The organism is Caulobacter sp. S45 (assembly GCF_903642205.1).
In the GTDB taxonomy this organism is placed as follows: Bacteria; Pseudomonadota; Alphaproteobacteria; order Caulobacterales; family Caulobacteraceae; genus CAHJWH01.
This window is the reverse complement of record NZ_CAHJWH010000004.1, coordinates 17,184-29,843: the sequence shown is the minus strand read 5'-3', so window position 1 is coordinate 29,843 and position 12,660 is coordinate 17,184. Positions and strand designations below refer to the sequence as shown.

At 69.1% G+C, this 12,660-nt stretch carries 13 protein-coding genes and 2 tRNA genes; 6 read left to right on the top strand and 9 right to left on the bottom strand.

Annotated features, from left to right (window positions below; genetic code table 11):
* Nucleotides 1-31 precede the first annotated feature (31 nt).
* Together HUV06_RS01080 and HUV06_RS01075 are read left to right on the top strand one after the other, a co-directional pair.
* The gene (locus HUV06_RS01080; RefSeq protein ID WP_174299419.1) at nucleotides 32-1,174 is read left to right on the top strand and encodes an AI-2E family transporter; all 1,143 of its coding nucleotides are present in this window, start codon (nucleotides 32-34) and stop codon (nucleotides 1,172-1,174) included.
* A gap of 74 nt (nucleotides 1,175-1,248) precedes the next feature.
* The gene (locus tag HUV06_RS01075; protein ID WP_174299418.1) at nucleotides 1,249-4,581 is read left to right on the top strand and encodes a TRCF domain-containing protein; all 3,333 of its coding nucleotides are present in this window, start codon (nucleotides 1,249-1,251) and stop codon (nucleotides 4,579-4,581) included.
* Between the two features lie 21 nt (nucleotides 4,582-4,602).
* Here HUV06_RS01075 and HUV06_RS01070 read toward each other — a convergent pair whose 3' ends face one another.
* The 3 genes from HUV06_RS01070 to HUV06_RS01060 form a co-directional block, all read right to left on the bottom strand.
* Complete coding sequence (locus HUV06_RS01070) at nucleotides 4,603-5,238, bottom strand: hypothetical protein (protein ID WP_174299417.1); 636 nt, start codon at nucleotides 5,236-5,238, stop codon at nucleotides 4,603-4,605.
* Nucleotides 5,239-5,275: 37 nt separating this feature from the next.
* Nucleotides 5,276-5,361, bottom strand: a tRNA-Leu gene (locus HUV06_RS01065).
* A gap of 68 nt (nucleotides 5,362-5,429) precedes the next feature.
* Nucleotides 5,430-5,723: a FliM/FliN family flagellar motor switch protein gene (locus HUV06_RS01060; RefSeq protein WP_174299416.1), complete on the bottom strand. Its 294-nt coding sequence runs from the start codon at nucleotides 5,721-5,723 to the stop codon at nucleotides 5,430-5,432.
* Between the two features lie 90 nt (nucleotides 5,724-5,813).
* On the opposite strand from HUV06_RS01060, the gene lipB reads away from it, so the two are divergent.
* Nucleotides 5,814-6,503, top strand: coding sequence for a lipoyl(octanoyl) transferase LipB (gene lipB / locus HUV06_RS01055; protein WP_174299415.1), 690 nt, complete (start codon nucleotides 5,814-5,816; stop codon nucleotides 6,501-6,503).
* Between the two features lie 83 nt (nucleotides 6,504-6,586).
* Here lipB and rplA read toward each other — a convergent pair whose 3' ends face one another.
* From rplA to HUV06_RS01025, 6 genes are all read right to left on the bottom strand, one after another.
* Nucleotides 6,587-7,294 carry a 50S ribosomal protein L1 gene (gene rplA, locus HUV06_RS01050; RefSeq protein ID WP_174299414.1) on the bottom strand — a complete coding sequence of 236 codons (708 nt, stop codon included), beginning with the start codon at nucleotides 7,292-7,294 and terminating at the stop codon, nucleotides 6,587-6,589.
* A gap of 1 nt (nucleotide 7,295) precedes the next feature.
* The gene (gene rplK, locus HUV06_RS01045; RefSeq protein WP_174299413.1) at nucleotides 7,296-7,724 is read right to left on the bottom strand and encodes a 50S ribosomal protein L11; all 429 of its coding nucleotides are present in this window, start codon (nucleotides 7,722-7,724) and stop codon (nucleotides 7,296-7,298) included.
* Between the two features lie 119 nt (nucleotides 7,725-7,843).
* Nucleotides 7,844-8,434: a transcription termination/antitermination protein NusG gene (gene nusG, locus HUV06_RS01040; RefSeq protein WP_174299412.1), complete on the bottom strand. Its 591-nt coding sequence runs from the start codon at nucleotides 8,432-8,434 to the stop codon at nucleotides 7,844-7,846.
* Nucleotides 8,435-8,447: 13 nt separating this feature from the next.
* A complete protein-coding gene (gene secE / locus HUV06_RS01035; protein ID WP_371810936.1) occupies nucleotides 8,448-8,750 on the bottom strand; it encodes a preprotein translocase subunit SecE in 303 nt (100 codons plus the stop codon).
* Between the two features lie 114 nt (nucleotides 8,751-8,864).
* A tRNA-Trp gene (locus tag HUV06_RS01030) sits at nucleotides 8,865-8,940 on the bottom strand.
* Nucleotides 8,941-9,205: 265 nt separating this feature from the next.
* Nucleotides 9,206-10,117: a Gfo/Idh/MocA family protein gene (locus HUV06_RS01025; RefSeq protein WP_174299410.1), complete on the bottom strand. Its 912-nt coding sequence runs from the start codon at nucleotides 10,115-10,117 to the stop codon at nucleotides 9,206-9,208.
* A gap of 154 nt (nucleotides 10,118-10,271) precedes the next feature.
* On the opposite strand from HUV06_RS01025, the gene HUV06_RS01020 reads away from it, so the two are divergent.
* From HUV06_RS01020 to HUV06_RS16405, 3 genes are all read left to right on the top strand, one after another.
* Nucleotides 10,272-11,180 carry a cobalamin biosynthesis protein CbiG gene (locus HUV06_RS01020; protein ID WP_174299409.1) on the top strand — a complete coding sequence of 303 codons (909 nt, stop codon included), beginning with the start codon at nucleotides 10,272-10,274 and terminating at the stop codon, nucleotides 11,178-11,180.
* An 89-nt stretch (nucleotides 11,181-11,269) separates the two neighbouring features.
* Complete coding sequence (locus HUV06_RS01015) at nucleotides 11,270-11,761, top strand: pentapeptide repeat-containing protein (RefSeq protein ID WP_174299408.1); 492 nt, start codon at nucleotides 11,270-11,272, stop codon at nucleotides 11,759-11,761.
* A gap of 101 nt (nucleotides 11,762-11,862) precedes the next feature.
* Nucleotides 11,863-12,657 carry a pentapeptide repeat-containing protein gene (locus HUV06_RS16405; protein WP_174299407.1) on the top strand — a complete coding sequence of 265 codons (795 nt, stop codon included), beginning with the start codon at nucleotides 11,863-11,865 and terminating at the stop codon, nucleotides 12,655-12,657.
* Nucleotides 12,658-12,660: the final 3 nt, after the last annotated feature.

The following is a 12,660-nucleotide window of genomic DNA, read 5'->3' as shown; positions in this document are numbered from 1 at the left end:
GCCTTAGATAATCCTTTAAGGGGCAGAGATCATGGCCGAGGACGAGGCGAAGCCCGGGACATGGGTCAGGGATGCGCCCACGGCCATGTCAAGGGGCCAGCTCACCGCCGGCCTGATCGCCGCAGGGCTGCTGCTGCTGGCGGGCCTGCACACGCTCGGCGGTTTCCTGCCCGCCCTGGTCTGGGCGGTGGTGATCGCCATCGCAGTCTGGCCGCTTTTCCACCGCCTCGCCCGGCGCTGGCCGAACCACAGGCGCGAGCTTCTGCCAGGTCTGGTGATCCTGGCCATCCTGCTGATCTTCGTCATCCCGCTGACACTGGTGGCGGTGCCCGCGGCCACGGACGCCCACTCCATGGCCCAATGGATGCAGCAGGTGCGCACCAACGGGCTTCCGCCTCCTCCCTTCCTGCAGAACCTACCCGAGGGGCAGAAGCTGACCGACCTTTGGCGGAGCCGGATCGGCGAGCCGGGCGCCATCTCCGACCTGACCACCCATGCCATGCAGGGTGGGCTGCTGCAGTTCGGGCGCCGCTTCGGAGCGGAGGCGCTGCACCGGGTGGTCTTGCTGGGCTTCATGCTGCTTGCCCTGTTCTTCCTGCTGCGCGACGTGGACGGGGTCGTCGATCAGCTCCGTGTGGCCAGCCGACGCACCTTCGGACCGGCCGGGGAGGACGTGGCGCGGCAGATGATCCTGTCCATCCACGGCACGGTGAACGGGCTGGTGCTTGTAGGACTGGGCGAGGGCGTGATCATCGGCATCGCCTACATGATCGCGGGCGTTCCGCACGCCACGCTGTTTGCGCTGTTCACCGCCTTCCTCGCCATGATCCCCTTCGGAGCGGCCATCGCCATCGCAGTGGCGGCGGTGGCGCTGCTGGCGGTCAATAAGGTCATTGCGGCGGTGGTGGTGGTGGTGTTCGGCCTGATGGTGACCTTCGTCGCCGACCATTTCATCCGTCCGGTCCTGATCGGAGGCGCGACCAAGCTGCCGTTCGTCTGGGTGCTGTTCGGCATCCTGGGCGGGGTGGAGGGATGGGGGCTGGTGGGCCTGTTCATCGGGCCTGCGGTGCTGGCGGCCCTGATCCTGCTCTGGCGCGAATGGGTGGGCAGCATGCGCGGCCCGATCAACCCAACCTCGGAAGAGGCGCAGCCCGTCCGGGACGCCCCGACCTAGCGATCCAAGGCCGCGGCGAAGGCGGAACACCGACGCTCCCCTGCGGTTGACCGGGTCCATTTCAGGGATCTTCGATGGACAAGCCGCCGCCGCAGCCGCCCGGGAGCGCAGAGGGCGCGCTCACGACGCAGGAGCCGCAAGACGCGGAAGCGTTCGGATCGCCGCCCATCGGCGCCATGGCGGCGGCGCTGGCGGAAACGATGGACGACGCTCGAAGCGATCTGATCCACGTCGCGACGGACGAACGCGAAGCCGACGAGCTGGCGCCGTTGGTGCAGGCCTTCGCCCCCGATGCCGAGGTGCTGATCTTCCCGCCCTGGGACTGCCTGCCCTACGACCGCGCTTCGCCCTCCGCCGCCAGCATGGGCGCGCGCATGGGCGTCCTGCTCGCTCTACATCGTCAGCGACAGTCGCCCTGCCTGGTGTTGACCTCGCCGGAGGCGCTGATCCAGCTGACCCTGGCGCCCGACGCGCTCGCCTCGGTCGAGCACGAGGTGGCCGTCGACCGCGATGACGAGGTGGCGGAGATCACGGCCTTCGCCTACCGGACGGGTTATCGCGTGCAGGAGGAAGTGGCCGAGCCCGGCGATGTCTGCCTGCGGGGCGAGGTGCTCGACATCTTCCCGCCGTCCCTGCCCCAGCCATGCCGACTTCTGATCGAGGGCGGCCGGGTGACGGGGCTCCAGACGTTTGATCCCCTGACCCAGCTTTCCACGGGGAGCCTGGAGCGCCTGACCTTGGGGCCTGCATCCGAACTGATCGCGCCGCAGGAAGGCGCCGATCCAGATGTGTTTCCCCCCGAGGCGCCCAGGCCCCCTGGCGTTGAACACGACCTGTCCCGGCTCAGCGGACCGCTCGTCTCCCTGCTCGATCACGCCGCTGGGGCCGCGTTGAGCTTCGGGACAGGCGCCCGTCAGCGGCTGAAGGGGCTGTCGGACCAGATTATCCTCGCCTTTGAGACGGCTCAGGCGGCGGCGGTGGACCGGACACGACCAGCCCCTGCTCGACCCGAGTCGCTCTACGCTGGCGCGCTCGATGCGGAAATGGACAGGCGCGACCAGCTGGACCTGACGCCGGAGGCTCTTCAGACCCCGCTGTTCGCCCTGGCCGCACGGCCGCTGCAGGAGGCGGTGGACCGCATCGCGTCGGTCCTCGGTGACAAGGGCGTCGCGGTGCTGGCGGGCGTCAAGCCCGACCTTGATCGGCTGACCCGCGAAGTGGAGCGGCGCAGCGGCCGAAGCTGCGTGACGGCGACAGACTGGCGTTCGGTACGAAAGGCGCAGGGCGGCGCCCTACTCGGCCTCTCCGTCGATCTGGGGCGCGGGTTCGAGCTAAAGCGCCCGCGCATCTGCGTGATCACCGCGCACGACGTGCTGGGCGCGAGAGCGCACCATTCCGGCCGCCAGACGCAAGCCAGCGGGCTGCAGGTTGAACCGGACCTCCGCTTCGGCGACTTGGTCATCCACGAGGATCACGGCGTTGGCGTGCTGCGGGCTCTGGAGACCGTGACGGCGGACGACAAGCCGCGGCTCACCGCCCGCCTCGAATATCACGACGGTGCAGCCCTGCTCGTGCCTGCAGACGAGCTGCGAAAGGTCTGGCGATACGGCGCCCAGGCCGATGTCGTTCCGCTGGACAGGTTGAACACGAGGGGCTGGGCCAAGCGCCGCGCCGAGGTTGAGGCCGCCATTGCCGACACGGCCCGTGAACTGGTCTCGCTAGCCAAGGTGCGTGATGAGACCCGCGCCCCCGAAATCTCCGCGCCTCGCCAGGGCTACGAACGCTTCCTCAGCCGTTTCCCCTATCCGCTCACCCGCGACCAGGGCGCCGCCATCGACGCGGTCATGAAAGACCTCCGCGCCGGCCGTCCCATGAACCGGCTGGTGTGCGGCGACGTGGGCTTCGGCAAGACCGAGGTCGCCCTGCGCGCGGCGGCGGCCGTGGCGCTGACGGGACGCCAGGTGGTCGTGGCCGCGCCGACCACGGTGCTGGCCCGACAGCACCTGCTGACCTTCCAACGACGCTTCGCCGGAACGGGCGTGCAGATCGGCCATCTCTCACGTCTCGCCATGCCCGCCGAGGCGAAGGCGACCCGGGAGGGGCTCGCAAGCGGCGAGATCGGGCTAGTGGTCGGCACCCATGCAGTCGCCGCCAAGGACCTGGCGTTCAAGGACCTGGGCCTGCTGATCGTCGACGAGGAGCAGCGTTTCGGAGCCAAGCTGAAAGCCGACCTGCACGCATTGGCGCCGGACGCCCATGTCCTGACCCTCACCGCCACGCCCATTCCACGCACGCTCCAGGCAGCGCTGGTGGGATTGCAGGACATCAGCGTCATCGCCACGCCGCCCGCGAGGCGACGCCCGGTCCGCACCCTTCTGTCTCCCTTCGACCCGGCCACCATCCGCACCGCCTTGCAACGCGAGCAGGCGCGCGGCGGCCAGAGCTTCGTGGTCACGCCACGTATCGAAGACATCGAGGACCTGCGCGCTCAGCTGGCCGATCTCGTGCCCGAGCTCAGTCTGCTCGTCGCGCACGGCGAACTCCCGGCGCAGGAGGTGGACGAGGTCATGGTCCGCTTCGCCGATGGAGACGGCGACGTACTCCTGGCGACCAACATCATCGAGAGTGGTCTGGATGTCCCGCGCGCCAACACCATGCTGGTGCATCATCCCGACCAGTTCGGCCTGGCCCAGCTGCATCAGCTGCGCGGCAGGGTGGGGCGCGGGCGCGTACAGGCCAGCGCCTACCTGCTCTACGACCCCGCCCATCCCATGAGCGACGCTGCGCGGAGCCGACTGGAGACCCTGGTCGCCTATGACCGCCTGGGCGCGGGGCTGGCCATCAGCGCCCGCGACCTGGACATCCGCGGCGCGGGCGACCTGGTGGGCGAGGATCAGGCGGGTCACCTGAAGCTGATCGGGGTCGGCCTTTACCAGTGGCTGCTCGAACGTTCGGTGCGCCAGGCCCGGCGTGAGGCGGTGGACGACAGGCCCGACCCGGACCTCGCCCTGGACGAGGTAGGCGCCCTGCCGGAAAGCTACATCCCCGACGCGGAGGTGCGGCTCAACCTGTACGCCAAGCTCAGCCGGCTGCACACGCCCAAGGCCGTGCACGCTTTCGCCCACGAGTTGGAGGACCGCTTCGGACCGCCGCCGGAGGAGGCTCAAACCCTGCTCGCCCTGGCGGCGCTGGGCAGGCGGGCGCGAGAGCTCGGTCTGACCCGGCTGTCCGTCGGGCCGAAGGGCGTGGCGCTGGACTTCGTTGACGCCCACGACGCCGGCAGAGCGGCGGAGGGCCGTCCTGACCTGACCTTGCGCGACGCGCGGCTGGTCTGGAAGCTCAACACCCCGCTCGGCCCGGATCGGCTCGATGCCCTGATGACGCTGCTGGAAGAGCTGGGGGACTGACGGCCAGGGCGTTGGCCCTGGCTAGTGGGCCGGCGGGATCAGCATCGTACGCTGGCAATCCCGCCGCCCGGCGGGGCTGGGTCTGTTCCCGCAGATGACATACGCAGATACACCACGCTCACCGGGCGCGCCGGGATCAAGGCTGACGGCCTGCTCGGGCGAAGTGACCGACGGCCCTGAGGATGTGCTGAAGCTGAGGTCGAAGGGCTCCGCGGGCCGGCCGGACAGGCCGACAAAACCCTGGCCTTCGGCTCGCCTGAACCGCATCCGATAGTCGGTGGACGGCTCCAGCCGACACTGCATGACGAAGCTGCGGCGTCCCGGAAGCTCCCATGTACCATCGGGTTGGCAAGGGTCGCTCTCGCCGCCGTCCGACGTCACCTCCGAAAAGCAGCTCATGGGAGCGTCGAAGCTCACCCGGACACGCACGAAGCCAGGGGCGGTCACGCCACCTTGGGCAGGATGGCTATCCAGGACCCGCGGTGACTGCTCGGCCCGATACCGGACCGGATCTGGGGCTGGGCAGACGTTGGCGACGACCACGACAGTCTTGCGGGCCTTGACCACGACCTCGTCGGCGCGGCTCGCCGGTGCGGTATCCGGCTGGACGCCGGACAGGGCGAGGAGGGCTGCTGCGAAGGCGACAAACGGGCTCATCACGACGATGTAGGCAGGGCCGACGACCCCTTCAGCTTGGTGCGGTCGAGAAGACTCGAACTTCCACGGGTGTTACCCCACAAGCACCTCAAGCTTGCGCGTCTACCATTCCGCCACGACCGCTCGCTTTGGAGGCGCGGACCTAGCAAACGCCGGCCGCCCTGTGAAGGGGGCGCGCCGATGCGGAGGACTCAGCCCCCGGCCATGAAGTCGTAGACGTTGGCGGCGCGGGTCACACTGATGGCGATCTTGTCCTCGTTGATGTGGATTTCGCCGCGGGCCACAGGATGGTTGTTGGCCAGGATCCAGACCTCGTCGTTTTCCCGGGCGTCCAGCGCGATCACTGCACCGCGGCCCATGCGCAGCAACTGCTGCATGGGCAAGGTGCTGCGACCGAGCAGCACCGAGATTTCGACCTGTACCGACTCGATCTGGCTCAAACGCGCGACATCCCCGTGCAGCCCTTGCACAGGCGAGCCGCACATCCAAAGTGCCCGATCATGATGACTTCGGCGTTAAGTCGCCCGCTGCCGCAGGCGCCTTCGGAGGCCGGAGGGGTTCCCGATCGCTTCGGCATGCGGCGCACGGACGGAGCAAAAACCGAGTGGGCGGTCTCGACGGAGCAGGTCCCCTACCCCGCCGCCGTCGCCGTCATGGAGGCCCGGGCGCTGGCCATAGCGGAAGGCCGTGCGGGCGAGATGGTCTGGCTGCTGGAACACCCGCCGCTCTACACCGCCGGCGTCTCGGCCAAGGCCGCTGATCTACTGGCGCCAGGCGCGCTACCGGTGTTCGAGAGTCGGCGCGGAGGCCAGTACACCTACCACGGGCCTGGCCAGCGCGTAGGCTATGTCATGCTGGACCTGACGGCGCGCAGACGCGACGTGAGCGCCTTCGTCCGCGCGCTGGAGGCCTGGATCATCGACGCGCTCGCCGCCTTCAACGTCAAGGGCGAGCTGCGGCCCGGCCGCGTGGGGGTGTGGGTGGATCGCACGGCCGCGGGCGGCCCACCGCGGGAGGACAAGATCGCCGCCATCGGCGTGCGCCTGCGCCGCTGGGTCTCTTTCCACGGGATCAGCCTGAACGTGGCGCCGGACCTCGCCCACTTCGACGGCATCGTGCCCTGCGGCCTGCGCGAGCACGGCGTCACCAGCCTGGTGGACCTCGGCTTTCCGGTCACCCTGTACGAGGCGGACGCAGCGCTGAAGGCGGGCTTCGAGCGGGTGTTTGGGGCCGTCACCGAAGCGGGCACGCCAGACCTCGATTAACGCGAAAAGGGCGGGACCTTACGGACCCGCCCCTCGTATCTCTAAGACGCCTCACCTCCGAAAGGCGAGGCGAGCGAAGATAATCAGGCCTGAGCCACCGTCGACGGCTCGACCTTCACGCCCGGCCCCATGGTGGAGCTGAGCGCGATCTTCTTGATGTACTGGCCCTTGGCGCCCGAGGGCTTGGCCTTGGACAGGGCGTCGACCATGGCCCGCACGTTGGCCAGCAGGGCGTCGTCGGTGAAGCTGACCTTGCCGATGCCGGCGTGCACGATGCCCGCCTTCTCGACCCGGAACTCCACCGCACCGCCCTTGGCGTCCTTGACGGCCTGGGCGACGTTGGGGGTGACGGTGCCGACCTTGGGGTTGGGCATAAGCCCCCGCGGACCCAGCACCTTACCCAGACGGCCGACCAGGGCCATCATGTCCGGGGTGGCGATCACCCGGTCGAACTCCAGGAAACCGCCCTGGATGCGCTCGACCAGGTCCTCAGCGCCAACCACGTCGGCGCCCGCCGCGGTGGCCTCGGACGCCTTGTTGGCGCGGGCGAAGACGGCGACGCGGACGTCACGGCCGGTGCCCGAGGGCAGGTTGACGACGCCGCGGACCTGCTGGTCCGCATGGCGGGGATCGACGCCGAGGTTGACGCTGATCTCCACCGACTCGTCGAACTTGGCCCGGGCGTTGGCCTTCACTGCGGTGATGGCCTCCTCCACGCCATGGAGCTTGTCGCGCTCCACGGTCCAGCCCTGTTCGCGCTTGGTCAGCTTGGCTTGAACTTGCTTGGCCATGTCAGTCCACCACTTCCAGGCCCATGGACCGCGCCGAGCCCTCGATGATCTTGGAGGCGGCGTCCATGTCGGCGGCGTTGAGGTCCTTCATCTTCTTCTCGGCGATGTCGCGGCACTGGGCGCGGGTGACCTTGCCGACCACTTCCTTGCCGGTGTTCTTGGCGCCGGACTTCAGCCCCGTGACCTGCTTCAGAAAGAAGGTCGCCGGCGGCGTCTTGGTGACGAAGGTGAACGACTTGTCCTGGTAGACGGTGATGACGGTGGGAAGGGGCGTGCCCTTCTCCATCTCGGCCGTGCGCGCGTTGAACTCCTTGCAGAAGCCCATGATGTTCACGCCGCGCTGGCCGAGCGCCGGCCCGATCGGCGGCGAGGGCGTGGCGGAGCCGGCCTTCACCTGCAGTTTGACGTAGCCCAGTATCTTCTTAGCCATGATCTCCTCCTGGCTTGCGCGGGATTAGCCCCGCCAGTGAGCCGTGGTGCGGGGTGACGCCCCTCCCACGGGTTTGCGGCGGATGATTCCGTCGCTCCGGTCAGATGGTGGAGCGGGGCTCAGCCCGCGCCCTTCTCCACCTGGCCGTATTCGAGTTCGACCGGCGTGGCGCGGCCGAAGATGGAGACGGTGACGCGCAACCGCGCACGGTCCTCGTCCACCTGCTCCACCGAGCCGACGAAGCTCTGGAACGGGCCGTCGGTGACACGGACCTGCTCGCCGATGTCGAAGCGGATGGTGGGCTTCGGCCGCTCCACCCCCTCCTCCACCGCGCCCAGGATGCGCTGCACCTCCTTCTCGGAGACCGGCGCGGGCTTGGACTGGGAGCCCAGGAAGCCGGTCACCTTGGGGGTGTTCTTAACCAGCACATAGGCTTCGTCCGACAGCTCCATGCGCACCAGCACGTAGCCGGGGAAGAACTTGCGCTCGGAGTTGAACTTCCGGCCCCGCCGGATCTCCACCACGTCCTCGGTGGGGACCACGATCTCGGAAAAATGATCCCCGATCCCCTGCTGCTTGGCCTGGTCCCGGATCGCCTCGGCCACCTTCTTCTCGAAGTTGGAGTAGGCGTGGACGATGTACCACTTGTGGTGCGGGTTGGTCGGAGGACCCGGAGGCAGGTGCGGGGCGGCGGTCGTTGTGCTGGTCATGTTTCTTAAGTCCTCAGCTCGCGAGCCGGAGGAACTGCTGCATCAGGAAGTTGAGCGATCCGTCCACGACGGAGAAGAAGATCGCGGTGATCACCACCATGATGGCCACCATCACCGAGGTGATCCAGGTCTCCTTCCAAGGCGTCCAGGTGACCTTGCGGCCCTCCACCTGCACCTCCCGCCAGAACTGCTGAGGGCTGGTGCGCGTCTTGGGGGCGGCGGGCACGACCTTGGCCGCCGCAGGCGCAGGGACGGCCGGCTTGGCGACGGCGGTCGCCCGAGCTTTGGGGGCCGGCGTCTTGGCCGGCGTCTTCACGCCTTGATCCTTAGCCATCGGACGGCTCGCAAATCCTACGCTCGAGAGGGGATCGAGACCCCCATATGGGCCCGCGTCGCAGAAACGTCAGCGCCGCAGGTGGGATGGACAAGATGGCAGGAGTGGGGGGACTCGAACCCACGACCCTCGGTTTTGGAGACCGATGCTCTACCAGCTGAGCTACACTCCTAAGCCGGCCGAAGCCCGGTGGGAGCGCCGACCTCCGCCAATGCCGAGGACGCCGGAGACGACAAGCCGCCGGCGCACTCGGTTATGGCCGAGGGCGGGGATGTACCAGCGGCCGGGCCATGGCGCAACGGGTCAGCGGTGGAGCTGGATCGCGCACGTTCCATCCGGCCTCCTCCTGAGCCTGCCGAAGGACGGCGCCGCTCCGCCGCAGTCAGCCGCCTCGGCCTTCGACAGGCCCTGGACGAGGCGACGGCTGGCGTCTGCGTTCAGACCAAGCCGGCCTGAAGACCGGCGGCTCGCTCAACGCTAAGGGCCAGGGCCAGGGCGGCCAACCCCTCCTCCCCGGTGACGACCGGTCGCCGTGTCCTGCCCTGCACCGCCGACAGAAAGCCGCCGACGCTCGCGCCTAGCGGATCGCGGCCTTCCGGCGAGACGGCGAACAGCGGGTCGAGGGCGAAGGGAGCGGAGTTGGCGAAGGACGGGGTGAGGAAGTCCACGGCCACCGCGCCGGACGAGTATTGCAGGTGCATGGTGCGCTCGCGGGCGCTGGCGATGCGCGACGCCTGCAGGACTGCACGCAGGCCGCCGCGAAAGACGATTTCGGCGCGCACCTCGTCGAACTCGCCAGACGCTGTAACCGACAGGATGTCGTCGCCGGCGAGCTGGAGGGCCAGATCCAGGTCGTGGATCATCAGGTCCAGGACGCAGGAGACATCGCGCGAGCGGGGACCTGGAAGGCCACGGCGCACCGACTCCAGCCGGCGCGGCGGCTCGGGCGTGTCGAGCAGGCCCATGGCGGCGAACGCCACCCGCTCCTGGTGGCCGCAGGCGAGCACCAGGCGGCGCAGGGCGGCGTGCTCCACCAGCGCTGCGCCAGCTTCGAGCGTGCGGGCGAGCGGCTTCTCCACATAGACATGGCGGCCGGCGGCGACGGCCTGCTCCGCCACCTCGGCGTGGGTCGAGGCGGGGCTGGCGACCGTCACCATTTGGCAGGCGTCCAGCAGGTCCTGCAGGGTGTCGAACGCGCGTACGCCGAGGTCGGCGGCGAGCGCCCGCGCCCGCGCGGTGTCGGGGTCATAGACGCCGGCCAGCGTCACCTCGCGCAGGCTGACGTACTTGCGGGCATGAAAGCCGGCGAAGACGCCGGCGCCGACGACGCCGGCCTTTAGATCGGTCATTGAACTCAGCCCTGGCGGCTCCATCCGGAGCGCCGCCTTCTAGCGTCGGTCAGGGGCTTTGTCCCCCAACTCGCCGCGCCGGCCTTCATCCCGTCGCCTGATGCAGCTAGAAGCCGGGCGCGCCGAGTTCGCGCCGACCACGAGGACTACTCCAGTGACCCGCCTGTTCAACGCCTATGTCATGGTGGACTGGAGCGCCGCGGGCTCGCCCAAGACCGGCAAGGATTCGATCTGGATCGGGGTGCTGAAGCGCGACATCCGCTTCCGCCCCACCTTCGAGGCCTTCAACCCGCCCACCCGAGCCGCGGCGGAGAAGCAGCTGCTGGAAGTCATGGCCGACCTGCGGCGGCGCAACGACAAGTCGCTGATCGGCTTCGACTTCTCCCTCGGCTACCCGGCGGGGACCGCCGAAATGCTGAAGCTGAAGGCGCCCACCTGGGAGGCTATGTGGGCCTTCCTGGCCACAAACGTGGTGGACAAGGCGGACAACACCAACAACCGCTTCGCCGTGGCCGCCAAGATCAACCGGCTGATGACCGACCAGCCCTGGCCGTTCTGGGGCGCGCCGCCCAAGGACACCCAGCGCTGGCTCACCTCCACCAAGCCGACCATACCGGCCGACTTCCCCCTGGCCAACCTGCGCCAGGCGGAGATCGCCACCCAGGGCGTCGGCAAGGCGGCGGCCAAGAGCGTGTGGCAGCTGTTCGGCAACGGTACGGTGGGCAGCCAGACCCTGGTGGGCGTTCCGGCCGTGCGCCGCTACCTTGGGGCGATGAGCGACAAGGCGCAGGTCTGGCCGTTCCAGATCGGCTGGCGCGAGCTGACCCCTCTGGACGTGCATCCGCTGGAGGCTGTCGTGGCCGAGGTCTATCCCGCCCTGGTTCCCGCCAAGCCAGAACCCGGCGAGATCGCCGACCGCGCCCAGGTGCGCACCCTTTGCGAACACTTCGCCAAGATGGACGAGCAAGGCCGGCTGGGCGCGGCGTTCGCCGCCCCGCGCGACGCCGACGAGGCGCTCCGCGAGCAGGTGGAGCGGGAAGAAGGCTGGATCCTGGGGGCGTGATCTCCTTCCTTGCGAGAAGACGGAGACACGCGGTCTTAAGCTTGCACGCTTAGAGGTCGGATCGCCGCAATGCGTGGACCTGCGCCAAGATGAGACATTCCGCCTTCGCCCTCGCCGCGGTGCTGGTCTTCGCCGCCGTCCCGGCCTTCGCCCAGAGTCCGGTGCAGATCGAGCATGCCAAGGCCGGCGCGAGCTGCCCGCGCTGCAACCTGTTCCAGGCCGACTTCTCCAACGTGCAGATGAAGGGCCGCGACTTCGCCGGGGCGCGCCTGCGCCAAGCCGACATGTCCACCGCCGAGATCACCCACACAGATTTCGCCGGCTCCGACCTTCGCGACCTGAACGCCTACGGCGCGGTGCTGGGCGGTTCGAACTTCGCCGGGGCCAACCTTGTCAACGCCAGCCTGGTCGGGACCTACCTGCAGGGCGCCAATTTCCGCGGCGCGCACCTGGCGGGGGCTAACTTCTCCGGCGCGGAGATGGACCGGGCGGTGGGCTTGACCCAGAGCCAGCTGGCCCTGGCCTGCGGCGATGCCGCGACCACCGCACCGCCCGGCCTTCACCTGCCGCTCTGCCGTTGAGGCGGCAGGCTTGATTACCACGAATTAAGTGGCGGCCGGGGTCCCCTCGCCCCACATCTGCTCCAACCGGCCGGGTGTGCTGGGCCCGGAGTATCAGGTCAATGCGGCAGAGTACCCTAGTCTTACTATCTGCTTTGGCGCTGCTGGGGGCTGGCAGCGGCGTTCATGCCGCCGACAAGGACGTGGCGCGCCGGGTGGCGCTCGGCGGCTCCTGCCAGCGCTGCCAGTTCTCAGGCCGCCAGCTTGTCGGCGCGACCTTCGCCGGCGCCGACTTCGACCATTCGGCCCTGGTCGGCGCGGACCTGCGCGGCGCCTCGGTGGTCGGTTCCGACTTCTCCTGGTCGGACTTCAGCCGGGCCAACCTCCAGGGGGGCAGGGTGCTGGGATCGGACTTTGAGGGGTCGGCCTTCAACAACGCCCTTATGAGCGGGCTTGAGGGGCAAGGCGCCAACTTCAGCCGGGCGAATCTGACAGGCGCCCAGCTGAAGGGCGCGGAACTCCAGGGCGCCAACCTGTCAGGCGTAAGTGCGCAGGGCGCCGACTTCACCGCGGCTGAGATGCAGGGCGCGGTGCTGAAGGGCGGCCGCTTCGCGCACGCCAGCTTCCGCAACGCGGAGCTGCAGGGCGTCGGCTTCGGCGGGACGGACCTGACCGGGGCGGACTTCCACAACGCCGAACTGACCGGCGCCGACATGCGCGGCACGGACTGGTCGCAGGTGCGGGGCCTGAGCCAGGACCAGCTCGACGACGCCTGCACCGACCCGCACGTGCGTCTGCCGGCCGGCCTGCATGGCGGCGGATGCCGTCCGGGCCACATGCACCTCGTGGTGAGCCGGCCGCCGGCGCCGCCCAGCCCGCCTGCGCCGCCCGCGCCTCCGTCGCCCCGGGGCTTCTGACCG

Bases quoted from the DNA above. Each gene is read 5' to 3' on its own strand.
- lipB (WP_174299415.1), top strand. From the start codon at position 5,814: ATGCGGCGCACGGACGGAGCAAAAACCGAGTGGGCGGTCTCGACGGAG.
- HUV06_RS01080 (WP_174299419.1), top strand. From the start codon at position 32: ATGGCCGAGGACGAGGCGAAGCCCGGGACATGGGTCAGGGATGCGCCC.
- HUV06_RS16405 (WP_174299407.1), top strand. From the start codon at position 11,863: ATGCGGCAGAGTACCCTAGTCTTACTATCTGCTTTGGCGCTGCTGGGG.
- nusG (WP_174299412.1), bottom strand. From the start codon at position 8,434: ATGACCAGCACAACGACCGCCGCCCCGCACCTGCCTCCGGGTCCTCCG.
- HUV06_RS01015 (WP_174299408.1), top strand. From the start codon at position 11,270: ATGAGACATTCCGCCTTCGCCCTCGCCGCGGTGCTGGTCTTCGCCGCC.
- HUV06_RS01075 (WP_174299418.1), top strand. From the start codon at position 1,249: ATGGACAAGCCGCCGCCGCAGCCGCCCGGGAGCGCAGAGGGCGCGCTC.
- HUV06_RS01070 (WP_174299417.1), bottom strand. From the start codon at position 5,238: ATGAGCCCGTTTGTCGCCTTCGCAGCAGCCCTCCTCGCCCTGTCCGGC.
- HUV06_RS01025 (WP_174299410.1), bottom strand. From the start codon at position 10,117: ATGACCGATCTAAAGGCCGGCGTCGTCGGCGCCGGCGTCTTCGCCGGC.
- HUV06_RS01060 (WP_174299416.1), bottom strand. From the start codon at position 5,723: ATGTGCGGCTCGCCTGTGCAAGGGCTGCACGGGGATGTCGCGCGTTTG.
- rplA (WP_174299414.1), bottom strand. From the start codon at position 7,294: ATGGCCAAGCAAGTTCAAGCCAAGCTGACCAAGCGCGAACAGGGCTGG.
- rplK (WP_174299413.1), bottom strand. From the start codon at position 7,724: ATGGCTAAGAAGATACTGGGCTACGTCAAACTGCAGGTGAAGGCCGGC.